Source organism: Enterobacter chuandaensis, from assembly GCF_039718975.1.
Taxonomy (GTDB): Bacteria; Pseudomonadota; Gammaproteobacteria; order Enterobacterales; family Enterobacteriaceae; genus Enterobacter; species Enterobacter chuandaensis.
The window spans coordinates 163,037-186,604 of the sequence record NZ_CP097173.1 but is presented as its reverse complement, the minus strand read 5'-3'; the positions used below and the strand labels follow the sequence as shown (position 1 = coordinate 186,604).

The 23,568-nt window shown below is 54.9% G+C and carries 21 protein-coding genes; 16 read left to right on the top strand and 5 right to left on the bottom strand.

Annotated features, from left to right (window positions below):
- Nucleotides 1–66 precede the first annotated feature (66 nt).
- The 3 genes from MX657_RS00885 to xylR are packed head-to-tail and all read left to right on the top strand — an operon-like array spanning nucleotide 67 to nucleotide 3,979.
- Entirely contained in the window at nucleotides 67–1,608 is a 1,542-nt protein-coding gene (locus MX657_RS00885; protein WP_346807001.1) for a xylose ABC transporter ATP-binding protein, read from the top strand.
- Nucleotides 1,586–2,767, top strand: a complete 1,182-nt coding sequence (xylH, locus tag MX657_RS00880) for a xylose ABC transporter permease XylH (RefSeq protein WP_080329880.1) — start codon at nucleotides 1,586–1,588, stop codon at nucleotides 2,765–2,767. Before MX657_RS00885 ends, xylH begins: the two co-directional genes overlap by 23 nt.
- A gap of 33 nt (nucleotides 2,768–2,800) precedes the next feature.
- Nucleotides 2,801–3,979, top strand: a complete 1,179-nt coding sequence (gene xylR, locus MX657_RS00875; protein WP_028015065.1) for a D-xylose utilization transcriptional activator XylR — start codon at nucleotides 2,801–2,803, stop codon at nucleotides 3,977–3,979.
- A gap of 39 nt (nucleotides 3,980–4,018) precedes the next feature.
- On the opposite strand, the gene MX657_RS00870 is transcribed toward xylR, so the two are convergent.
- Nucleotides 4,019–4,843, bottom strand: a complete 825-nt coding sequence (locus MX657_RS00870; protein WP_119916611.1) for a protein bax — start codon at nucleotides 4,841–4,843, stop codon at nucleotides 4,019–4,021.
- 313 nt (nucleotides 4,844–5,156) lie between these two features.
- On the opposite strand from MX657_RS00870, the gene MX657_RS00865 reads away from it, so the two are divergent.
- Complete coding sequence (locus tag MX657_RS00865) at nucleotides 5,157–7,187, top strand: alpha-amylase (RefSeq protein ID WP_346807000.1); 2,031 nt, start codon at nucleotides 5,157–5,159, stop codon at nucleotides 7,185–7,187.
- A 203-nt stretch (nucleotides 7,188–7,390) separates the two neighbouring features.
- Nucleotides 7,391–8,647, top strand: a complete 1,257-nt coding sequence (gene avtA / locus MX657_RS00860) for a valine--pyruvate transaminase (RefSeq protein WP_346806998.1) — start codon at nucleotides 7,391–7,393, stop codon at nucleotides 8,645–8,647.
- A gap of 4 nt (nucleotides 8,648–8,651) precedes the next feature.
- Here avtA and yiaJ read toward each other — a convergent pair whose 3' ends face one another.
- Nucleotides 8,652–9,470 carry an IclR family transcriptional regulator YiaJ gene (gene yiaJ / locus MX657_RS00855; protein ID WP_217479256.1) on the bottom strand — a complete coding sequence of 273 codons (819 nt, stop codon included), beginning with the start codon at nucleotides 9,468–9,470 and terminating at the stop codon, nucleotides 8,652–8,654.
- Nucleotides 9,471–9,694: 224 nt separating this feature from the next.
- Between yiaJ and yiaK the strand changes: the two genes are divergently transcribed.
- The 8 genes from yiaK to araD are packed head-to-tail and all read left to right on the top strand — an operon-like array spanning nucleotide 9,695 to nucleotide 17,250.
- Entirely contained in the window at nucleotides 9,695–10,693 is a 999-nt protein-coding gene (yiaK, locus tag MX657_RS00850) for a 3-dehydro-L-gulonate 2-dehydrogenase (RefSeq protein ID WP_346806996.1), read from the top strand.
- 10 nt (nucleotides 10,694–10,703) lie between these two features.
- Nucleotides 10,704–11,171 carry a YhcH/YjgK/YiaL family protein gene (locus MX657_RS00845; RefSeq protein ID WP_346808585.1) on the top strand — a complete coding sequence of 156 codons (468 nt, stop codon included), beginning with the start codon at nucleotides 10,704–10,706 and terminating at the stop codon, nucleotides 11,169–11,171.
- Between the two features lie 26 nt (nucleotides 11,172–11,197).
- Entirely contained in the window at nucleotides 11,198–12,124 is a 927-nt protein-coding gene (locus MX657_RS00840; RefSeq protein WP_346806994.1) for a DUF4862 family protein, read from the top strand.
- Between the two features lie 42 nt (nucleotides 12,125–12,166).
- On the top strand, nucleotides 12,167–13,486 hold the full coding sequence (locus MX657_RS00835; RefSeq protein WP_346806992.1) for an MFS transporter: 1,320 nt from the start codon (nucleotides 12,167–12,169) through the stop codon (nucleotides 13,484–13,486).
- A gap of 56 nt (nucleotides 13,487–13,542) precedes the next feature.
- On the top strand, nucleotides 13,543–15,048 hold the full coding sequence (locus MX657_RS00830; protein ID WP_346806991.1) for an FGGY-family carbohydrate kinase: 1,506 nt from the start codon (nucleotides 13,543–13,545) through the stop codon (nucleotides 15,046–15,048).
- Nucleotides 15,045–15,698, top strand: a complete 654-nt coding sequence (ulaD, locus tag MX657_RS00825) for a 3-keto-L-gulonate-6-phosphate decarboxylase UlaD (RefSeq protein ID WP_218728073.1) — start codon at nucleotides 15,045–15,047, stop codon at nucleotides 15,696–15,698. Before MX657_RS00830 ends, ulaD begins: the two co-directional genes overlap by 4 nt.
- Before the next feature lie 2 nt (nucleotides 15,699–15,700).
- A complete protein-coding gene (locus MX657_RS00820) occupies nucleotides 15,701–16,561 on the top strand; it encodes an L-ribulose-5-phosphate 3-epimerase (protein WP_346806988.1) in 861 nt (286 codons plus the stop codon).
- Complete coding sequence (araD, locus tag MX657_RS00815; RefSeq protein WP_346806986.1) at nucleotides 16,555–17,250, top strand: L-ribulose-5-phosphate 4-epimerase; 696 nt, start codon at nucleotides 16,555–16,557, stop codon at nucleotides 17,248–17,250. The genes MX657_RS00820 and araD overlap by 7 nt, the downstream gene beginning before the upstream one ends.
- Here the strand turns inward: araD and MX657_RS00810 are convergent, their stop codons facing one another.
- Nucleotides 17,251–18,069: a helix-turn-helix domain-containing protein gene (locus MX657_RS00810; protein ID WP_346806985.1), complete on the bottom strand. Its 819-nt coding sequence runs from the start codon at nucleotides 18,067–18,069 to the stop codon at nucleotides 17,251–17,253. It lies immediately after the preceding gene.
- Nucleotides 18,070–18,294: 225 nt separating this feature from the next.
- On the opposite strand from MX657_RS00810, the gene MX657_RS00805 reads away from it, so the two are divergent.
- The 3 genes from MX657_RS00805 to MX657_RS00795 all read left to right on the top strand — a co-directional run bounded on the left by MX657_RS00805 (nucleotide 18,295) and on the right by MX657_RS00795 (nucleotide 22,937).
- Nucleotides 18,295–19,695, top strand: coding sequence for an MFS transporter (locus tag MX657_RS00805; protein ID WP_080329866.1), 1,401 nt, complete (start codon nucleotides 18,295–18,297; stop codon nucleotides 19,693–19,695).
- 10 nt (nucleotides 19,696–19,705) lie between these two features.
- On the top strand, nucleotides 19,706–21,655 hold the full coding sequence (locus MX657_RS00800) for a glycoside hydrolase family 127 protein (protein WP_346806982.1): 1,950 nt from the start codon (nucleotides 19,706–19,708) through the stop codon (nucleotides 21,653–21,655).
- Between the two features lie 205 nt (nucleotides 21,656–21,860).
- On the top strand, nucleotides 21,861–22,937 hold the full coding sequence (locus MX657_RS00795) for a type I restriction endonuclease (protein WP_346806980.1): 1,077 nt from the start codon (nucleotides 21,861–21,863) through the stop codon (nucleotides 22,935–22,937).
- A gap of 3 nt (nucleotides 22,938–22,940) precedes the next feature.
- Here the strand turns inward: MX657_RS00795 and MX657_RS00790 are convergent, their stop codons facing one another.
- The gene (locus tag MX657_RS00790) at nucleotides 22,941–23,348 is read right to left on the bottom strand and encodes a type II toxin-antitoxin system HicB family antitoxin (RefSeq protein WP_333017446.1); all 408 of its coding nucleotides are present in this window, start codon (nucleotides 23,346–23,348) and stop codon (nucleotides 22,941–22,943) included.
- 14 nt (nucleotides 23,349–23,362) lie between these two features.
- A complete protein-coding gene (locus MX657_RS00785; RefSeq protein ID WP_151412682.1) occupies nucleotides 23,363–23,548 on the bottom strand; it encodes a type II toxin-antitoxin system HicA family toxin in 186 nt (61 codons plus the stop codon).
- Nucleotides 23,549–23,568 lie beyond the last annotated feature (20 nt).

Sequence of the window (23,568 nt, the reverse complement as noted above, 5' to 3'; positions counted from 1 at the left end):
GCTGCCCCTGCTCTGCGGGGGCGCATCACGTTGTACTGTTCTTCCCTCGGGTTATGTGGAGCAGTTATGCCTTATTTACTTGAAATGAAAAGCATCACCAAGCGCTTCGGCGCGGTGAAAGCCGTCGACAACGTCAGTCTCCGGTTGAACCCCGGCGAAGTGGTTTCGCTGTGTGGCGAGAACGGTTCGGGCAAATCAACGCTGATGAAAGTCCTGTGTGGGATCTACCCGCACGGCAGTTACGAAGGCGAAATTGTCTTTGCCGGTGAAGTCATCCAGGCGACGCACATTCGCGACACCGAACGTAAAGGCATCGCCATCATCCACCAGGAGCTGGCGCTGGTGAAGCATCTCACCGTGCTGGAGAACATCTTCCTCGGAGCCGAGATTTCCCGCCACGGCGTGCTGGATTACGACACCATGACGCTCCGCTGTGAAAAGCTGCTGGCGCAGGTGAGCCTCAACATTTCACCGGATACCCGCGTGGGGGATCTGGGCCTCGGGCAACAGCAGCTGGTCGAAATTGCGAAGGCGCTGAATAAACAGGTCAGGCTGCTGATCCTCGATGAGCCAACGGCGTCTCTCACCGAACAGGAAACTGCGGTTCTGCTCAATATCATCCGCGATCTGCAAAACCACGGTATCGCCTGCATCTACATTTCGCACAAGCTGAACGAGGTAAAAGCCATTTCGGACACCATCTGCGTGATCCGCGACGGGCAACACATCGGCACGCGTGAAGCCGCGGGCATGAGTGAAGATGACATCATCACCATGATGGTGGGCCGCGAGCTGACCGCACTCTACCCGAATGAGCCCCACACTCAGGGCGATGAAGTACTGCGCGTGGAAAACCTGACCGCGTGGCACCCCGTTAACCGCCACATCAAGCGTGTAAATAACGTCTCGTTTTCCCTTCACAGCGGCGAAATTCTTGGGATTGCTGGGCTCGTCGGTGCCGGGCGCACCGAAGCCGTGCAGTGCCTGTTTGGCGTGTGGCCGGGGCGCTGGGAGGGCTCGATTTATATCGACGGTCAGCCGGTGAAAATCGACAACTGCCAGCAGGCGATTGCCCGCGGCATCGCCATGGTGCCGGAAGACCGCAAAAAAGACGGCATCGTGCCGGTGATGGCGGTGGGTAAAAACATCACCCTTGCAGCGCTCGATCGGTTCTCCGGCGCGCTGAGCAGCCTGGATGATGCCGCCGAGCAGCAGTGCATCCTTCAGTCACTTGCCCGGCTGAAGGTCAAAACCTCCTCGCCGGAACTGGCGATCGGCCGCCTGAGCGGCGGTAACCAGCAGAAGGCGATTCTGGCGCGCTGCCTGCTCCTCAATCCACGCATATTAATCCTTGATGAGCCGACGCGCGGGATTGATATCGGTGCCAAATACGAAATCTACAAACTGATTAATCAGCTTGTACAGCAAGGGATTGCCGTCATTGTCATCTCGTCTGAGTTACCCGAAGTGCTCGGCCTGAGCGACCGCGTGCTGGTCATGCACGAGGGAAAACTGAAAGCCAACCTGATTAACCAAAACCTGACGCAGGAGCAGGTGATGGAAGCCGCTTTAAGGAGCGAACGTCATGTCGAAAAGCAATCCGTCTGATATCAAAGTCGCTGTTCCGACGCCCGGCGCGTTCGCGGGGCTAAAAGCACTGAACCTGCAGGTTTTCGTGATGATCGCGGCGATTATCGTCATCATGCTGTTCTTCACGTGGATGACGGATGGCTCGTACTTAAGCGCGCGTAACGTCTCAAACCTGCTCCGCCAGACCGCCATCACCGGCATCCTGGCCGTGGGCATGGTGTTCGTGATCATCTCTGCGGAAATCGACCTGTCGGTCGGGTCGATGATGGGTCTTCTCGGCGGCGTGGCGGCTATTTTTGACGTCTGGCTCGGCTGGCCGCTGCCGCTGACCGTGGCTGTCACGCTGGTGCTGGGGCTGGTTTTAGGGGCCTGGAATGGCTGGTGGGTTGCCTATCGTAAAGTGCCATCGTTCATTGTTACCCTGGCGGGAATGCTGGCCTTCCGTGGGATCTTGATCGGTATTACCAACGGTACGACTGTCTCCCCGACCAGCGCGGCGATGTCGCAAATTGGCCAGAGTTACCTCTCCGACAGCATAGGCTTTACGATCGGCGTGGTGGGGCTGCTGGCGTTTGTCGCGTGGCAGTGGCGGGGACGCATGCGCCGTCAGGCGATGGGTCTGGCGTCGCCTGCATCAACGTCGGTGGTGGGACGTCAGGCGCTGACGGCGGTTATTGTGCTGGGCGCCATCTGGCTTCTTAACGACTATCGCGGCGTTCCGACGCCGGTACTGCTGCTGGCGCTGTTGCTGCTCGGCGGCATGTTTATGGCGACGCGCACCGCGTTTGGCCGTCGTATTTATGCCATCGGCGGCAATCTTGAAGCCGCTCGCCTGTCGGGTATTAACGTCGAACGCACCAAGCTGGCGGTTTTCGCCATTAACGGCCTGATGGTCGCTATCGCCGGGTTGATCCTCAGTTCGCGTCTGGGGGCAGGCTCTCCCTCCGCCGGTAACATCGCCGAGCTGGATGCTATCGCCGCCTGCGTCATCGGTGGTACCAGCCTCGCAGGCGGTATCGGTAGCGTGGCGGGTGCGGTCATGGGGGCATTTATCATGGCGTCGTTGGATAACGGGATGAGTATGATGGACGTCCCGACGTTTTGGCAGTATATCGTCAAGGGGGCCATTCTTTTACTGGCAGTCTGGATGGACTCTGCCACCAAGCGACGAGCCTGATAACCGCATTGTGACTTAATTGGGAAGCGAGCCATGTTTGAAAAGCGTCACCGCATTACGTTGTTATTCAATGCCAACAAAGCCTACGACCGTCAGGTGGTTGAAGGCGTGGGTGAATATTTGCAGGCGTCGCAATCCGAATGGGATATTTTTATTGAAGAAGATTTTCGCACCCGTCTGGAGAACATCAAAGACTGGCTGGGTGATGGCGTCATTGCTGACTATGACGATCCCGTCATCGAACAACTGCTGACCGACGTCGACGTCCCGATAGTGGGCGTCGGCGGCTCCTACCATTCACCCGAACACTATCCCCCGGTTCACTATATCGCTACCGATAACCATGCCCTGGTCGAGGCCGCCTTTCTCCATTTAAAGGAGAAAGGTGTCCATCGCTTCGCATTTTATGGGTTACCCGCCACCAGCGGCAAACGCTGGGCCGTCGAGCGCGAGCACGCGTTTTGCCAGTTGGTCGCGCAGGAGAAGTACCGCGGCGTGGTCTATCAGGGGCTGGAGACCGCGCCGGAAAACTGGCAGCACGCGCAAAACCGCCTGGCGGACTGGCTGCAAACGCTGCCGCCGCAGACCGGGATTATTGCCGTGACGGACGCCCGCGCCCGCCACGTGCTGCAGGTCTGCGAACATTTGCACATCCCGGTGCCCGAAAAACTGTGCGTGATTGGTATTGATAATGAAGAACTGACCCGTTATCTGTCTCGCGTGGCGCTCTCCTCCGTTGCCCAGGGCACACGTCAGATGGGCTATCAGGCGGCGAAGCTGTTGCACCGTCTGCTGGATAAAGAGGCTCTACCGCTTCAGCGACTGCTGGTGCCACCCGTCCGCGTCGTTGAGCGCCGCTCAACCGATTATCGCTCCTTAAGCGACCCGGCCGTCATTCAGGCCATGCACTATATTCGCAACCACGCCTGCAAAGGGATTAAGGTCGATCAGGTGCTGGATTCGGTGGGCATTTCCCGCTCGAATCTGGAGAAGCGTTTCAAAGAAGAAGTGGGCGAAACCATCCATGCCGTCATTCATGCGGAGAAGCTGGAGAAGGCCCGCAGCCTGCTCGTCTCCACGTCACTGTCGATCAACGAAATCTCGCAGATGTGCGGCTACCCGTCGCTGCAGTATTTCTATTCAGTGTTTCGCAAAGAGTATGACACCACGCCGAAAGAGTATCGGGATCGCCACAGCGAAGTGCTGATCTAGAAAAGAAAACGCCTTCCAGTGGAAGGCGTTGTTTTGAGATTACATATGGGCGGCAATTAAGCGCTGGTTATCCTGGTACATCGCGAACAGATAGTTGTTATAGCTCTGTCCTTTAGTGGAATACCCTTTCAGCTTGTGAATCATCGTACTGGCCGTCACTTCCTGATCCGCTTTACGCAACTGAGCGCGTGATTTACGGAACGATGAGTAGGCCGGGTGCGTATTAAGATTCACCGCGTAAGCATTCACGGAATCTTTAACTGATTCGAACTGAGAATAGCCCTTCACCTTGCCGGGCGCATTATTACAACGCCCTTTCGCACACTTCATGCCGAACAGGTTGTTGTTGTTACGCGCCAGCTTAGACGTTCCCCAGCCGCTTTCGGCTGCTGCCATGGTCGCAACCATGCTGCCCGGGATAATGTCCACACGCTCAAGAAGCGCATTCCACGGCACGCGGCGCGTGTTACCGTTCCAGCTCAGCTTGTAGCGCTTCGTGATGTCTTTCAGACGTGCGCGTTCAGACGGCGACCAGCGGCTATCGTACTGTTTGGAAATCAACCAGTTTCGATCTGCCGTAATCGCGGCATTTTGACTTGTGATGTAAGGCATTACCGTCCGGAGAAACGCTTTTTTTCTTGGTGTTCCGGAAGGGTATTTTCGCAAATCAGGAAGTGAACTACTCTTTGCACTATTGCGAGAATACTCTTGTTTACTGCTAACCTTACTACTTGTCGTCTTTATTACGTGGGCTTTCTTACTCGTTGTATCCGTGTGCGTCTTCGCAAGCACCTCACCCGAAAATGCCGTGGTGAGTAACATGAGTATCGCAGCCCCATATCGTCGAATGGGAGTCGATATCATTAGGTCTCCTGGTCGGATGTAATCATCCCAACACCTTATTTTTTCACAAATTTGAGAGCGGAATCTCAAATCATATCAAAAATAGACTTCAAGAGCACGTATAGAAATAGTCCAAATCCGAAACTATGTCACCTGAAACTTGCTCATAAAAACATCATTGCTGAAAAAATGTGTGCGCTATCGCAGATAACTGCCTCATTTTGCGCGGGATCACTCATCCTCACGCGTCCTCCTGGCAGAAAGCGATGGGGGATGAGTTTTTACCCTCCACCTGATGGCACACTGGTCAAAAATGCCGCGACAGGAAAATGGAATGAAACGCACCGCATTAGCTTTTCTGATGTTACCCGCTCTGGCACATGCTGACTGGTCATCGCCGGGGTTTGACGCATTTAACGCCGAAGGCACCGGAGTTTTTACCAGCCAGGCAAAGCTTGCGAAGGGTACGCGTCCTCTGACGCTGAGTTTTGACAAGACGTGCTGGCAGCCTGCTGACGCGATAAAACTCAATGAGATGCTGTCGCTCAAGCCCTGCGACGGGTCTCCGCCGCCGTGGCGCCTTTTCCGCGACGGTGAATACCAGATGCGGATTGATACCCGATCCGGCACGCCCACCCTGTTGCTGACAATTCAGAGTACTACAGAACAGCCGGTTGCAAGCGTTATCCGCCAGTGCCCGAAGTGGGACGGTAAACCGCTGACGCTGGACGTCAGCCATACCTTCCCGGAAGGCACCGTGGTGCGTGACTTCTACAGCAAACAGACCGCGACGGTACAGAATGGAAATATAACCCTGCAGCCCGCCGCGGGCAGTAATGGCCTGCTGCTCCTTGAGCGCGCCGAAACCGACAAACCTGCGCCGTTTAGCTGGCAGAACGCCACCGTCTATTTTGTGCTGACCGACCGCTTTGTGAATGGCGACCCGGGCAACGATAATAGCTATGGCCGCCACAAAGACGGCATGCAGGAGATTGGCACCTTTCACGGTGGCGATCTCAAAGGGCTCGCCAGCAGGCTCGACTATTTACAACAGCTGGGGGTGAACGCGCTCTGGATAAGCTCGCCGCTTGAGCAGATCCACGGCTGGGTAGGCGGCGGCACCAAAGGAGACTTCCCACACTACGCCTATCACGGCTACTACACCCAGGACTGGACGAAGCTCGACGCCAACATGGGCACCGAGGATGACCTGCGCCATCTTATTGATGAAGCGCACAGGCGCGGCATTCGCGTCCTGTTCGATATCGTCATGAACCACGCGGGCTACGCGACGCTTGCGGACATGCAGGCGTACCAGTTTGGCGCGCTGTATCTGCAGGGTGATGAGCTAAAAAAAACCCTGGGCGAACGCTGGACAGACTGGAAGCCGGGCGCGGGCCAAAGCTGGCATAGCTTCAACGATTACATTAACTTTAGCGACAAAGCCGCATGGGAAAAATGGTGGGGCAAGAAATGGATCCGCACCGACATCGGTGATTACGACAACCCCGGCTTCGACGATTTGACCATGTCGCTGGCGTTTCTCCCGGATCTGAAAACGGAATCCACCGTCCCTTCCGGATTACCCAACTTTTATCAGCACAATTCCGATACCCACGCGAAGGCCATCCCGGGATATACCCCGCGCGACTACCTCACCCACTGGCTCAGCCAGTGGGTACGCGACTACGGCATCGACGGTTTCCGGGTGGACACCGCGAAGCACGTTGAGCTTGCGGCATGGCAACAGTTAAAGGATCAGGCAAGCCAGGCGCTGGCCGCGTGGAAAGGGGCCAACCCGGACAAAAAGCTCGATAACGCGCCCTTCTGGATGACCGGCGAGTCCTGGGGCCACGGGGTGATGCAAAGCGACTACTACCGCCACGGTTTCGACGCGATGATCAACTTTGATTATCAGGAGCAGGCAGCAAAAGCGGTGGATTGCCTGGCCGACATGGATCTTACCTGGCAGCAGATGGCGGAAAAGCTGCAAAGCTTCAACGTGCTGAGCTATCTCTCCTCACACGATACCCGCCTGTTCCGCGAAGGAGGCCAGCGCGCAGCCGAGCTGCTCCTGCTCGCGCCGGGCAGCGTACAAATCTATTACGGGGATGAATCAGAGCGTCCGTTCGGCCCAACGGGGTCCGACCCGCTGCAGGGTACCCGTTCGGATATGAACTGGCAGGACGTCACGGGCAAGCAGGCCTCAACCGTCGCCCACTGGCAAACGCTGGGCCAGTTCCGCGCCCGCCATCCGGCGATCGGTGAAGGCAAGCAAACCACGCTGTCGCTAAAAGAGGGGTACGGCTTTGTGCGTGAGCATAATGGCGATAAGGTGATGGTGGTATGGGCGGGTAATCAATAATTTCCCCCACCCCTCACCTTAACCCTCTCCCCTTTGGGGAGAGGGTTAAGGTGAGGGGTGGAAAACCCACCAGAACTATTCACTCCCCAAATCCAACTCCGCCATACAAAACAACAAATCCGACCACATCCCCCGATTTGCACCAGCACGGTGCTAGCGTTATGGTTACCCACTTTCAAAATAAGCTCGATAGAACACCTGCTATGACGTTTTCACTTTTCGGCGACAAATTCACCCGCCATTCAGGTATTACTCGCCTGATGGAGGATCTCAACGACGGGCTGCGCACACCGGGTGCCATCATGCTCGGCGGCGGAAACCCGGCGCAAATTCCGGAGATGACGACCTATTTCCAGACGCTACTGACGCAGATGCTGGAAAACGGCAAAGCAACCGAGGCGCTTTGCAATTACGACGGTCCGCAGGGTAAAACCGAGCTGCTGTCTCTCCTTGCCAAAATGCTGCGTGTAGAGCTGGGCTGGGATATCGAACCACAGAATATTGCACTAACAAACGGCAGCCAGAGCGCGTTTTTCTACTTGTTTAACCTGTTCGCAGGGCGTCGTGCCGATGGCACCACCAAAAAGGTGCTGTTTCCGCTGGCCCCGGAGTATATCGGCTATGCTGATTCCGGCCTGGAAGAGGATCTGTTCGTCTCCGCGCGCCCGAACATCGAGCTGCTGCCGGAAGGCCAGTTCAAATATCACGTCGATTTTGAACACCTGCATATTGGTGAAGAGACGGGCATGATCTGCGTATCACGTCCGACTAACCCAACGGGCAACGTGATTACCGATGACGAACTGATGAAGCTGGATGTCCTGGCGAATCAGCACGGCATCCCTTTGGTTATCGATAACGCCTACGGCGTACCGTTCCCGGGCATTATCTTCAGCGAAGCACGCCCGCTGTGGAACCCGAACATTGTCCTCTGCATGAGCCTCTCCAAGCTGGGTCTGCCGGGCAGCCGCTGCGGTATCATCATCGCCAACGAGAAAATCATCACCGCCATTACCAATATGAACGGCATTATCAGCCTTTCACCGGGCGGTATCGGCCCGGCGATGATGTGCGAAATGATCAAGCGCAACGACCTGCTGCGTCTGTCTAATGACGTCATCAAGCCATTCTATTACCAGCGCGTTCAGGAGACGATTGCGACGCTTCGCCGCTACTTACCGGAAGAACGCTGCCTGATCCACAAACCTGAAGGAGCGATTTTCCTGTGGCTGTGGTTTAAGGATTTGCCGATCACCACAGAATTGCTCTACCAGCGCCTGAAAAAGCGCGGCGTGCTGATGGTGCCGGGCGATTACTTCTTCCCGGGTCTGGATAAGCCCTGGCCGCATACGCACCAGTGCATGCGCATGAACTACGTGCCCGATCCGGAAAAAATCGAAGCGGGCGTCAAAATTCTCGCTGAAGAAATTGAAAAAGCGTGGCACGAAGGCGGTCAGTAACACGCTACCCCTCACGCACGTTAAAACCCAGCTCTTTTGATATCGCCTCTGCCGTTTCGCGCAGAGGCTTGAGCAGGTTTTTCTCGCCAATCTGCTTCATCCGGGACGTCGACAGCGAAATGGAGATCGCATACGGCACGCGACCATGAATATCAAACACCGGCACGGCGATACAGGAGACACCCAGCTCGTTCTCTTCTTTATCCATTGCCATGCTGCGATCGCGAATTTCCGCCAGCTCATCATACATAGCACTCAGTTCAGTGATGGTATTGCGGGTCAAAGGCTGGATCTGTTCCTGATGGCTTTGCCAGTAGCTCGCCACGTAATCCTGATGACCAAAGGCCATATAGATCTTGCCCATTGCAGAACAATAGAGCGGCATATGCTGGCCGATGTAAGCACGTGTACGCAGCATGCCGGTTGTTGGTTCAAGCTTGTAGATTAGGATCGCGTGGTCATCTTCCCGGCTGGAAAAGTTCACCGTTTCGCCAGTGGCAATGTTCAGCGCCTCAAGATGCGGGGCCGCCACGTGAATAATGTTGAGCGATGACAGCGCCTTTTGCCCGACGGCAATGAATTTAGTGGTCAGACGATAGCTGCCCGCCGCTGGCGCCGGGGTAACGTACCCGCACGACTGCAGTCCCTGGAGTAACCGGTGGACGGTGCTCTTATTCAAACCTGCCAGTTCCGATAAATGCGCAAGCGGGCACCCGTTCGGGTAGTTGCTGAGGATCTCAATCAGCATCAGGCCGCGAAACAGGCTCTGGCTGCCTGCTGGCCTCTCTTTTTCCTGCGTTATTTCGCTCTCTTTCATGCTCATCAAATCACTCCTTTTTATCGCGCTCCTGATGGTAGCGCAAAGTGTGGTTTAGTTCACGATCTCAACAGAAAAAACACAACCATTTGATTTTAATGGTTTTTGAAAAACATGAATGTCGTTGATCTGACAAAATTTGATCGCTATATTTGAAATCAGATTTCGCATAGTGAAATTTAGCGATAAAAAAGCATTCGCAATTACCCCTAAAAAACAGGAGAACAGGGATGAAAGTGACCTTCGAAGAGTTGAAAGCGGCGTTCAATCGGGTTCTGCTCGATCGCGGCGTAAAAGTGGAGACTGCCGATGCCTGCGCAGAGATGTTTGCCCGCACCACCGAATCCGGTGTCTACTCGCATGGCGTAAACCGCTTCCCGCGTTTTATTCAGCAACTGGATGCTGGCGACATCATTCCTGACGCCCAGCCACAGCGGGTGACCTCATTAGGCGCCATCGAACAGTGGGATGCCCGACGCTCCATTGGCAACCTGACGGCGAAAAAGATGATGGATCGCGCCACCGAACTGGCTTCCGACCACGGTATCGGCCTGGTGGCGCTGCGTAACGCCAACCACTGGATGCGCGGCGGCAGCTACGGCTGGCAGGCGGCTGAGAAAGGTTATATTGGAATTTGCTGGACCAACTCCATTGCCGTTATGCCCGCATGGGGATCAAAAGAATGCTGCATCGGCACAAACCCGCTGATCGTCTCTATCCCGTCGAATCCCATCACCATGGTCGATATGTCGATGTCGATGTTCTCCTACGGCATGCTGGAAGTGAACCGCCTGGCCGGGCGCGAGTTGCCTGTAGATGGCGGCTTTGACGACGAGGGCAATCTCACCCGAGAGCCTGGCGTGATTGAGAAAAACCGCCGTATTCTGCCGATGGGCTACTGGAAAGGTTCAGGCTTATCCATCGTGCTCGACATGATCGCCACCCTGCTCTCGAACGGATCTTCCGTCGCAGAAGTGACCCAGGACAACAGCGACGAATATGGCGTATCGCAGATCTTTATCGCCATCGAAGTGGATCGCCTGATCGACGGGCCAACCCGCGATGCAAAACTGCAACGCATCATGGACTTCATCACTACCGCCGAACGCGCTGATGAAAATGTTGCCGTTCGTCTGCCGGGACATGAATTCACGCGTCTGCAGGAAGAGAACCGTCGCAACGGCATCACCATTGACGACAGTGTATGGGCGAAAATCCAGTCTCTGTAAGGAGTGGACCATGATATTCGGACATATTTCCCAGCCCAATCCGTGTCGCCTGCCGTTGGCGATTGAAAAAGCGCTTCATTTTCTGCGCACTACGGATTTCACCACCCTGGCGCCAGGCGTGGTGGAAATTGAAGGCCGCACTATTTTTGCCCAGGTGCTCGACCTCACCACAAAGGAACAACACGAAAACCGTCCTGAAGTGCACCGCCGCTATCTGGATATTCAGTTTTTGGCCTGGGGTGAAGAGAAAATCGGTATCGCTATTGATACCGGAAATAACGAAATAAGCGAATCATTACTGGAACAACGAGATATTATTTTTTATCACGACAGCGAAAATGAGTCGTTTATCGAAATGACACCCGGCAGTTATGCCATATTTTTCCCGCAGGATAAGCATCGTCCTGCCTGTATTAAAAACAAGGAAACGGTAATTCGTAAAATTGTGGTGAAAGTGGCAATCAGCGAATTATTGTAATTTTCTGACAAATACAGGAACGCGAAATGACCAACACCGGTTTTATTATTGGTGCGTACCCCTGCGCACCCTCGTTTCACCAGAAAGGGGAACAAGAAGAACAATCCTTCTGGCGGGAACTTTCCGACACACCGTATATACGCGGGCTGGAACAACCTTGCCTGGAAAACCTTCATCCTTTTGGTGACGAGTGGCTGTTCCGTCATACGCCGGGCGAGTGGCAAATCGTCGTCACGGCGGTGATGGAAACCATGCGCCGTCGTGGCACGAACGGCGCGTTTGGCCTGGCGTCAGCCGACGAAGCGCAGCGTAAAACATGTGTAGACTTTTACCGGCATCTGCACCAGAAAATTGACGCTGTAAATGCACGTTTTCCAGGAAAAGTCATAGCCCTGGAAATGCAGGCGGCGCCGCAGGCCGGGAATACATCCGTCGAACAGGCTACCGAAGCGTTTTCCCGCTCGATTCGGGAAATCGCGGGCTGGGACTGGGATTGCGATCTGGTGCTGGAACACTGCGATGCCATGAACGGCCCGGCACCGCGCAAGGGTTTCCTGCCCTTAAAACAGGTGCTGGAGGTGGTGAAAGACACCGACATCAACGTCTGCATCAACTGGGCACGGTCAGCCATTGAAGGGCGTAATTCCACCGTTCCGCTTGAACACGTTCAGGCCGCATGTAAAGCCGGAAAATTGGGCGCGCTGATGTTCTCCGGCACCACCACCTGCGGCGAATATGGGGAGTGGCAGGATCTGCACGCGCCGTTTTCTTCGTTCTGTGCCGACAGTTTAATGACGACTGAACAGGCTACATCACTCTTTACTGCGGCGAGCGCCGCAACATTGAAATTCTCCGGTATTAAATTACTGGAAATAAATGCTAATGCTGATGTCAGCCATCGCATCGCCATTTTGCGTGACGGCATTAGCGCTATGAATAAAGCGACACAATAAAAATAAAAACGTATTCCGATTACATTCACTGAGACATTAACCATGAATATTTCAACGAATGCTCTACATGCGGATATTCCGCGCCAGCGCTGGCTAAGAATCATTCCCCCTATTCTTATCGCCTGTATTATTTCGTATATGGACCGCGTAAATATCGCTTTTGCGATGCCCGGTGGCATGGATGAAGAACTGGGTATTTCCGCCACCATGGCAGGCCTGGCAGGCGGGATCTTCTTTATCGGCTATCTGTTCCTGCAGGTTCCGGGTGGCAAGATTGCTGTTCATGGTAGCGGCAAGAAGTTTATAGGTTGGTCCCTGGTCGCCTGGGCAGTCATCTCAGTCCTGACCGGTATTGTCACCAACCAGTATCAGTTGCTGGTATTGCGATTCCTGCTCGGTGTGGCGGAAGGCGGGATGCTGCCCGTTGTGTTAACGATGATAAGTAACTGGTTCCCCGATACCGAACGTGGCCGCGCCAACGCGATTGTGATCATGTTCGTGCCGATTGCCGGGATCATCACCGCGCCGCTTTCTGGCTGGATCATCACCGCACTCGACTGGCGCTGGCTGTTCATCATTGAAGGGCTGATGTCCATCGTTGTGCTGGTGCTTTGGGCGTTCACCGTTTATGACCGTCCGCAGGAAGCCCGCTGGATCTCAGAGGCCGAGAAAAACTATCTGGTGCAAACGCTGGCCGCTGAACAGCAGGCCATTGCCGGAAAAGAGGTGAGAAATGCCTCTCTCAGCGCGGTACTGTCAGACAAAACCATGTGGCAATTAATCGCCCTGAACTTCTTCTACCAGACCGGGATTTACGGTTACACCCTTTGGCTGCCAACCATTCTGAAAGAGCTGACGCACACCAGCATCGGCCAGGTCGGGATGCTCGCCATTCTGCCTTACATCGGTGCCATTGCGGGGATGTTCCTGTTCTCTACGCTTTCTGACCGCACCGGCAAGCGCAAGCTGTTTGTCTCCCTGCCGCTGATTGGCTTCGCGCTTTGCATGTTCCTCTCCGTGGCGCTGAAAGCAAACACCTGGCTGGCCTATGCCGCCCTGGTCGGCTGTGGGTTCTTCCTGCAGTCCGCCGCTGGGGTGTTCTGGACGATTCCTGCACGTCTGTTCAGCGCCGAAATGGCAGGCGGTGCGCGCGGTGTGATCAATGCGCTTGGCAACCTCGGCGGATTCTGCGGCCCTTATGCGGTAGGCGTACTGATTACGCTGTACAGCAAAGACGCGGGGGTTTACTGCCTGGCGATTTCTCTGGCACTGGCCGCGCTGCTGGCACTGCTGTTACCAGCGAAATGTGATGCCGGAGCAGAACCCAATCCCACGGTGAATCCGCATAAGCGTGCGGCCTGATGCCCTCACCCCAGCCCTCTCCCACGGGGAGAGGGAGCAAGACGAGAGAGTCAAAGATGAGTGAAAAAGAGCCCTTCTGGCTGGGTATCGATTGTGGCGGTACTTATCTGAAAGCCGGATTATACAACCGCCAGGGAAAGGAAGTGTGTATCGAACGTCGCTCGGTGGCCACGCTCAGCCCGCGCGCAGGCTATGCGGAGCGGGATATGCCGTCACTGTGGGAGCACTGCCACGCTACCGTCGCCACGCTGCTCAAACGTTCAGGCGTAGACGGAGAGCAGATCAAAGGCGTCGGCATTTCTGCGCAGGGTAAAGGACTGTTTCTTCTCGATAAACAGGATCGCCCCCTGGGCAACGCCATGCTCTCTTCTGACCGCCGGGCGCTGGAGATTGTGCAACGCTGGCAACAGGACGGCATTCCCGAAAAGCTCTATCCGCATACGCGCCAGACGCTGTGGACCGGGCACCCGGCCTCGCTTCTGCGCTGGGTCAAAGAGAACGAACCGCAGCGTTACCAGCAGATTGGCAGCGTAATGATGGCGCACGACTATCTGCGCTGGTGTCTGACCGGCGTGAAAAGCTGCGAGGAGAGCAATATCTCCGAGTCCAACCTCTACAACATGAATACCGGGAAATACAACCCACAACTTACGCGCTGGCTCGGTATCAGCGAAATTGACGGCGCCCTGCCGCCGATTGTCGGCTCAGCAGAAATTTGCGGGGAAATCACCGCTCAGGCAGCCGCCCTGACCGGTCTCGCGGCGGGCACGCCCGTCGTTGGTGGACTGTTTGATGTGGTTTCCACCGCGATCTGCGCCGGTCTGCACGACGAACATACGCTGAATGCCGTGATGGGCACCTGGGCCGTCACCAGCGGGATTGCGCACGGCATCCGCGACAGCGAGCCGTTCCCCTACGTCTATGGCCGCTACGTTCATCCGCAGCAGTATATCGTTCACGAAGCCAGCCCCACCTCCTCCGGCAACCTTGAGTGGCTCACCGCGCAGTGGGGCGATATGTCATTCGATGAAATCAACCATGCCGTCGCCGGTCTGCCAAAAGCCGGAAGCGATCTGTTCTTCCTGCCGTTCCTCTACGGCAGCAACGCCGGGCTGGAGATGACCAGCGGTTTCTACGGCATGCAGGTGCTGCACACTCGCGCGCACCTGCTACAGGCGGTTTACGAAGGCGTGGTGTTCAGCCATATGACCCATCTTAACCGTATGCTTGAGCGCTTTACCCAGGTGCAGGCACTGCGCGTCACGGGTGGCCCGGCCCATTCGGACGTGTGGATGCAGATGCTTGCGGACGTCAGCGGTCTGACAATTCAACTACCCCAGGTCGAAGAGACTGGCTGTTCCGGTGCAGCGCTGGCCGCACTGGTCGGTACAGGCATCTATCCCGATTTCTACACGGCGCAACGCGCCCTTAAACATGATATCCGGGTGATTGAACCCGACATGGGCGCCCATGCGGCCTATCAACGCAAATATCACCGCTACCAGTTACTGATTTCAGCATTACAGGGCTATCACGCCCAGGTTAAGGAGCACGACCTATGAGCCGACCATTACTGCAGCTGGCGCTCGATCACACCTCACTTCAGGCCGCGCAGCGCGATGTTGCCCTGCTTGCGGATCACGTCGATATCGTCGAAGCAGGTACCATTTTATGCCTGACCGAAGGGCTAAGCGCCGTCCGCGAGCTGCGCAAACAGTGCCCGGAGAAAATTATCGTGGCGGACTGGAAAGTCGCCGATGCAGGGGAGACGCTGGCAGAACAGGCGTTTGGCGCGGGCGCCAACTGGATGACCATCATCTGCGCCGCCCCGCTGGCGACCGTTGAGCGAGGCCACGAGGTGGCACTGCGCTGCGGGGGAGAAATCCAGATAGAGCTCTTTGGCAACTGGACGCTGGACGACGCGCGCGCATGGCACCGTATCGGCGTAAAACAGGCGATATACCACCGCGGAAGAGACGCGCAGGCCAGCGGTCAGCTGTGGGGCGAGGCGGATCTCGCCAGAATGAAAGCCCTCTCAGATATCGGTTTACAGCTTTCAATTACCGGCGGCATCACGCCTGCCGATCTCCCCCTGTTTAAGCAAATCAACGTGAAAGCGTTTATCGCCGGGCGCGCGCTGGCAGGCGCTGCCAATCCGCCGCAGGTGGCACAGGCATTCCATTCGCAAATCCGCGATATCTGGGGAGCGTAACCATGCGTCAACATCCGTTAGGTATTTATGAAAAAGCGCTGCCGAAAGATCTCTCCTGGCCGGAACGCCTGGTCCTGGCGAAGAGCTGCGGATTCGATTTCGTTGAGATGTCGGTTGATGAAACCGACGAGCGTTTATCGCGCCTTGAATGGAGCACCACGCAGCGTGCATCCCTGGTCGAAGCCATGCTCGAAACGGGCGTGGCGATCCCGTCAATGTGTTTGTCCGCCCACCGTCGCTTCCCGTTTGGCAGCCGCGACGAAACGGTGCGCCAGCGCGCCCGTGAGATCATGACCAAAGCCATCAGGCTGGCACGCGACTTAGGCATTCGCACTATTCAGCTTGCGGGTTATGACGTCTATTACGAAGAGCACAATGAAGGCACGCAGCAGCGCTTTGCCGAAGGACTGGCCTGGGCCGTCGAGCAGGCCGCCGCCGCACAGGTGATGCTGGCAGTCGAGATCATGGATACCGCATTTATGAATTCCATCAGCAAGTGGAAGAAGTGGGACGACATGCTCGCCTCGCCGTGGTTCAGCGTTTACCCGGACGTCGGCAACCTCAGCGCGTGGGGTAACGACGTTACCGCCGAGCTGACGCTGGGCATTGACCGCATTGCTGCTATTCACCTGAAAGACACCCAGCCCGTGACCGCGCAAAGCCCCGGACAGTTCCGTGACGTGCCGTTTGGCGATGGCTGCGTCGATTTTGTCGGCGTGTTTAACACGTTGAATCAGTTGAACTATCGCGGCGCGTTTCTGATTGAAATGTGGACCGAAAAAGCCAAAGAGCCGGTGCTGGAGATCATTCAGGCACGCCGCTGGATTGAAGCCCGTATGCAGGAAGGAGGCATGACATGTTAGAACAACTCAAAGCCGAGGTGCTGGCGGCAAACCTGGCGCTGCCCGCCCACCAGCTGGTGACCTTTACCTGGGGCAACGTCAGTGCAATAGATCGCGAAAGCGGCATGATGGTGATCAAGCCGTCCGGCGTGGAGTACGACGTGATGACGGCGGAGGATTTGGTGGTGGTGAACATCGCCACCGGACAGATGGTCGAAGGCAGTAAAAAACCCTCCTCTGACACACCAACCCATCTGGCACTGTATCGCCGTTACCCGGAGATTGGCGGCATTGTACATACCCATTCCCGCCACGCCACCATCTGGTCGCAGGCGGGCCAGGATTTACCCGCCTGGGGCACAACGCACGCGGACTATTTCTATGGGGCGATCCCCTGCACGCGGCTGATGACCACGGCAGAAATTGCAGGGGAATACGAATACCAGACGGGCGAAGTGATCATTAAAACCTTCGAGGAGCGCGATCTCAGCCCGATGCAGATCCCGGCGGTACTGGTTCACTCCCATGGCCCGTTCGCCTGGGGTAAAGACGCTGCCGATGCGGTACACAATGCCGTCGTGCTGGAAGAGTGCGCCTATATGGGCCTGTTCTCACGCCAGCTCGCGCCACAGTTACCGGCTATGCCGCAGGCGCTGCTGGACAAGCATTATCTGCGCAAGCACGGGGCGAATGCCTATTACGGGCAATAATCAACCGGAGTTAATATGCTCCTTACAGTACCGCCGTTTCCAGACGGCGGGGGTTAACCCGGTGTGCTTCGAGAATATCTGCCGGAAATACCCCACGTCGTTAAAGCCGCAGCGCGCTGCTACCTCGGTTAATGACGCAGCGTCGTTGAGCAGCAGTTTTTCCGCCGCCCTGACGCGCTGGCGATGTATCGCCTCCGTCAGGGTTAAATGGAATGTCCGGCGAAAGACGCGCCCGAGGTAATCCGCATTACAGTGCAACGCTTTCGCCAGCTGCGAGGTGGATATCGGTAAATGAAACTGCGTGCGAATAAGCTGTTTTGCCTTCCATGCCATCGCCGCGCCGGCCTGATCGGCGCTGTCTTCATATCCTGAAGAGTTCGACACCTGCTGTAAAATCAATAATAAAATCATCTCCAGCGCCAGGCTGCGCTGTAATTTCTCCTGCTCGCTGAGAAATTGCCGAAAGAGCGCAATCACATATTCCGCATCCCTTACGCGACAGTGTTGTTCTATTGCCAGAGGAGCCGCGTTGGGTAACGTAGAATCTTGCGGCTCCACCTCAAAATGCAGCCAGTAAAAACGCAGATCCGGCGGGAAATCCTCCACGCCCACATGCCGACGCTGCGGCCAGAGCAACAAACTCTCTCCCGCATTAACGACAAAAACATGATTTTCTTCCTGGATCGTTAATGTCCCTTTTTCGACAAAAATAATCTCCCACGACGTTAATTTTCGCGCAGGATGGCGGCCCACTCCGCGGGAGATAAATAGCCCGCCATTTTGAACCTTAATCGGAAGCGCTATGGATAATTCGAGCATGGATATTCACCATTCCGCTTTTATTGCCGTTAATATTCGACTTACACGTTGATTATTAATCAATATTCGAATATCTGTCCGATCGGAATCACATTTTTATCATCAGGTCGGAATCGTCACCTTTTTATACTTTTCCCTTCCCTTGTTGGCCTTCCCGTTCGATGCAGAATAAAGAGGTACCTTGCATAAATACGATAATAAATTCGATCTCCGAGGAGTTACTTCATGACTTCCACACCGATTACAGAATCAGACGTGACACAAGGCGCGGCAGATGACCGGTTGTCCGTCCGCGAAAAAATTGGCTATGGCCTGGGTGATGCGGGCGGCACGGTGATTACCTGCCTGATCATGAACTTTCTGACCTTTTTCTATACCGATGTATTTGGCCTCACCCCTGCACTCGTGGGTACGCTGTTTATTGCCCTTCGCGTGTTCGACGCGATTTCCGATCCGGTGATGGGCGTGATTGCTGACCGCACGCAGAGCCGATGGGGGCGTTTTCGTCCCTGGCAGCTGTGGGTCGCCGTCCCGATAGGCGTTATCGGCGTAATGACCTTCACCGTTCCGGAAGCCAGCATGGGCGTGAAAATCGCCTGGGCGTTCGGCACCTATTTGCTGTTGTCCGTGGGTTATACCGCCATCAACGTGCCCTACTGCGCGCTGATCAACACCATGACCACCCGCCACAACGAGGTCATCTCCTGCCAGTCCTGGCGCTTTGTGCTGTGCGGCGTGGCAGGCTTTCTGGTCTCCGTTGGCCTGCCGTGGCTGGTGGCGGAGCTGGGCCAGGGCAATGCCGCCAGGGGTTATCAGCTCGGCGTCGGCGTGCTGTGCGCCATCGCCGTGGTGATGTTCTTGTGCTGCTTCTTCTGGGTGCGCGAGCGCGTCCCGCTGGCGCTGATGGGCAAATTCACCCTGCGCGAGCATCTGGCGGGCCTGCGTAAAAACGATCAGCTGCTGCTGATGCTGGTGATGTCGTTTCTGCTGATCAACGTTTTCAACATTCGCGGCGGCGGGTACATGTATTTCATCACCTACGTGCTTCAGGGCAGCACGGCGTACACTTCGCTGTTTTTCACGATGGTGACCTTTGCCGCCATTCTGGGCGCGGTGATCGTCAACCCGCTGTCGCGCCGAATTGATACCGTCAAACTCTACTACTACACCAACCTGGTGCTCGCGGCGCTTGCGGTGGGCATGTGGTTCCTGCCGGGTGGCCCGGCGCACCAGACGCTCTGGCTGATCGTCATTTTAAGCAACGGCGTGATCCTGGGCTTCACCCTGCCGCTGCACTTCTCGCTAATGGCCTTTGCCGATGACTACGGCGAGTGGAAAACCGGCGTGCGTTCGTCGGGCATGAACTTCGCCTTCAACCTGTTTTTCATCAAGCTTGCGTGGGCATCCAGCGCCGGGATTATCAGCCTGGTGTTTATTGCCGTGGCCTATCAGCCAGGCGCGGGCAACCAGACGCCAGCCTCACTGCAGGGCATCACCGCCATGGAGACGCTGCTGCCTGCCCTTTTCCACCTGCTGCTGGCGGTCGCTATCCGCTGGTGCAGGCTTAACAACCCAATGATGTCGCGCATTGCCACCGACCTGCGCCAGCGTCACGTAACGTCCTGAGGAGAATGCTATGTCCATAATGGAACCCGACCTGCATCAGCTGAAAATCAACGACCCGTTTCTTGGTCAGTACCAACGGCTGGTCCGTGACGTGGTGATCCCTTACCAGTGGGATGCGCTTAACGACCGCGTGGCGGAGGCCGAACCCAGCCACGCCATCGCCAACTTCCGCATTGCGGCCGGTCAGGAACGGGGGGAGTTTTACGGGATGGTGTTTCAGGACAGCGACGTGGCGAAATGGCTCGAAGCCGTGGCGTGGTCGCTGTGCCAGAAGCCGGATGCCGAACTGGAAAAAACCGCCGACGAGGTGATCGAGCTGGTCGCGGCAGCGCAGTGTGAAGATGGCTACCTCAACACCTACTTTACGGTAAAAGCTCCCGAGGAACGCTGGACGAATCTGGCCGAATGCCACGAGCTATACTGCGCCGGGCATATGATTGAAGCGGGCGTGGCGTATTTCCAGGGAACCGGAAAACGTCGCCTGCTGGACGTGGTGTGCAGGCTGGCGGACCATATCGACGGCGTGTTTGGCCCGGGCGAAACACAGCTACACGGTTACCCTGGCCACCCGGAAATCGAGCTGGCGCTGATGCGGCTCTACGACGTGACGCAGGAGCCGCGTTACCTCAATCTGGTGAAATATTTTATTGAGGAACGCGGCGCGCAACCTCACTTCTACGACATTGAATATGAGAAGCGCGGCAAAACGTCATACTGGAACATCTATGGCCCGGCGTGGATGGTCAAGGACAAAGCCTACAGCCAGGCGCATCAGCCGCTTGCCGAGCAGCAAACGGCCATCGGTCACGCCGTGCGTTTCGTCTACCTGATGGCGGGCATGGCGCATCTGGCGCGCCTGAGCAACGACGAAGGTAAACGCCAGGATTGTCTGCGGTTGTGGAACAACATGGCGCAGCGCCAGCTGTACATTACCGGTGGGATTGGCTCGCAGAGCAGCGGGGAGGCGTTCAGCAGCGATTACGACCTGCCCAACGATACGGTATACGCCGAAAGCTGCGCCTCAATCGGCCTGATGATGTTTGCCCGCCGGATGCTGGAGATGGAGGCAGACGGCCACTACGCCGACGTGATGGAGCGCGCGCTGTACAACACGGTGCTGGGCGGGATGGCGCTGGACGGTAAGCATTTCTTTTATGTGAACCCGCTGGAAGTGCATCCGAAAACGCTGGCCTTTAACCATATCTATGACCACGTGAAGCCGGTACGCCAGCGCTGGTTCGGCTGCGCCTGTTGCCCGCCGAATATCGCCCGCGTGCTGACCTCGCTGGGGCACTACATTTATACCGTTCGCCCGGATGCGCTGTTGATCAATCTGTACGTGGGGAACGACGTCGCCATTCCGGTTGGCGATAACGCTCTACAGCTGCGCATTAGCGGTAACTATCCGTGGCAAGAACAGGTGAAGATCGAAATCACCTCGCCTGTTCCGGTCACCCACACGCTGGCACTCAGGCTGCCGGACTGGTGCACAGAGCCTGTCGTTTCGCTGAATGGCGAAGCCATGACCGGTGAGGTGTCACGCGGATATCTCTACCTCACCCGCCAATGGCATGAAGGCGACACCCTGACCCTGACGCTACCGATGCCGGTCCGCCGCGTGTACGGCAACCCGATGGTGCGCCAGCAGGCGGGTAAAGTCGCGCTTCAGCGCGGACCGCTCGTTTACTGCCTGGAAGAAGCCGATAACGGCGCCAACCTGCATAACCTCTCCTTGCCTCAGGATAGCGAGTTCCGGCTGTTTGAAGGCAAAGGCATTTTCGCGCACAAGATGCTGATACAGACAGAGGGGATTGGGTGCCAGGCAAAGGACACGAATGCACTGTGGCAGTACGATTGCTCGCCGGTACAGCGTCCGCCCCAGACGTTGACCTTTATTCCGTGGTTTAGCTGGGCTAACCGGGGAGAAGGGGAAATGCGGATATGGGTGGATGAAGCATAAATAAGGGCAATACTAATTTTCATAATATATAATATTTTTATCGAGCTCGGTGATGCCGAGCTCTGTGATTTATTATCAATCGAAAAACAATGTGATCTAACCCTCGGTATTGTTTTTTTGGTGCCCATCACCTCAGCATACCATTGTCTGGTACACATTTTAGTGTTATTCCATAAAGACACACAGCTAAAAATAAGGATATCCCATGGAATTCACTGAAAGATTAAATGCCTTATCAAATAAAATAAAACAACAAATTGATGTAATTAATACTGAAGAAGGAACAAAAACTGCATTTGTAATGCCATTCATTCATAATGTCCTGGGCTACGATGTTTTTGATCCTTCAGAGGTAACACCTGAATTTGTCTGTGACATTGGCACAAAAAAAGGCGAAAAAATCGATTACGCCATAATGAAAAATAATGACGTACAAATACTTATTGAATGTAAGAAAATTGGCGAACCATTAAATATAAATCATGCGTCGCAGTTGTTTAGATATTTTCACGTAACAAACGCAAGGATTTCAATTCTTACCAATGGTCGAAATTATAAATTTTTCACTGACCTTGACGCACCGAACAAAATGGACGAGAAACCATTTCTGGAAGTGGACCTACTTGATATTGACGAAAATATAATACCTGAACTAAAGAAACTAACGAAATCTTCATTTGATCTCGAATCAATTATCAATGCTGCTGGTGAGTTAAAATATGTTAGCCAAATCAAAAAAATTCTACATTCTCAGCTTAATAATCCCGAAGATGATTTTGTGAAATTTTTTGCATCCAGAGTTTATGATGGAATTCTGACTCAAAAAGTAAGAGATTCATTTTTAAATTTAACTAAAAAGGCTTCAAGTCAGTATATAAATGATCAAGTTAATGAGCGCCTTAAGTCTGCCATTACGGGTATAACCCCAGTAATTACCGAAACATCAAATGAGCCATCGCATATTGAAGAAGAAGACCATAAAGATGAAAGCGATGTGATAACAACGCTAGAAGAACTTGAAGGATATCATGTAGTTAAAGCAATCACCAGAGCAGTGCTAGAGGCATCACGTATCACTCACAGAGATACCAAAAGCTACTTTGGCATCCTTGTTGACGATAACAACCGCAAACCAATTTGCCGATTGCATTTTAATCGTACGCAAAAATACATCGGACTTTTCGACATAGAAAAAAACGAAACGCGTCACCCTATATCGACAGTCGATGATATCTATTCCTTTGCAGACATCCTGAAAGCAACAGCAGCACTATATAATTAATTTTTATCCAGGCAGCACGCGACGTGCTGCCTCAGCCAGAAACGCACTTCGATTGCTGAACTGAGGATGCTCGCTGACAAAGGAATCAATCTTCATCAGTAAACGACGAGGCATCGTGATGTTGATTCGCTCGGCCCTGCCGTCGAACTGTTTCATATTAATATCCACCAGCAGCCATTGTCCGCCAGTGAAGTCGTCAGGGTGACTTTCCAGGTGCGCTTCCACGTTACCCGGGAGCGGCAACGCTTCATCCATTTCAAACAGCGCTTCGAAGTGCGCTGTGAGCGCCTCACGTGCATCCTGAAATGCGTCATCCAGGGAATCACCTGCAAAAAAACAGCCTGGAACGTCAGGGAAAAAGCCGCTGGCACTGCCGTCGGTGTCAGAATGAATGTAAGCCGGATAAAACATAACTACTCCTGATATCAGTGTTTAATTCCCGCCTGCCGCCATATCTGCGCGAGCGTGCCCGGTTTAATATCCTTTTTAGGATGTGGGACGGTAACCAGTCCTTTCTGCACGGGATGGCGAAACTGATGATGGCTTCCTTTCGTTCTGACACATTTCCAGCCGTGGCCAATCAGAACGGTAATGACATCCGCACTTTTCACATCCCAACCCTTCCATGATT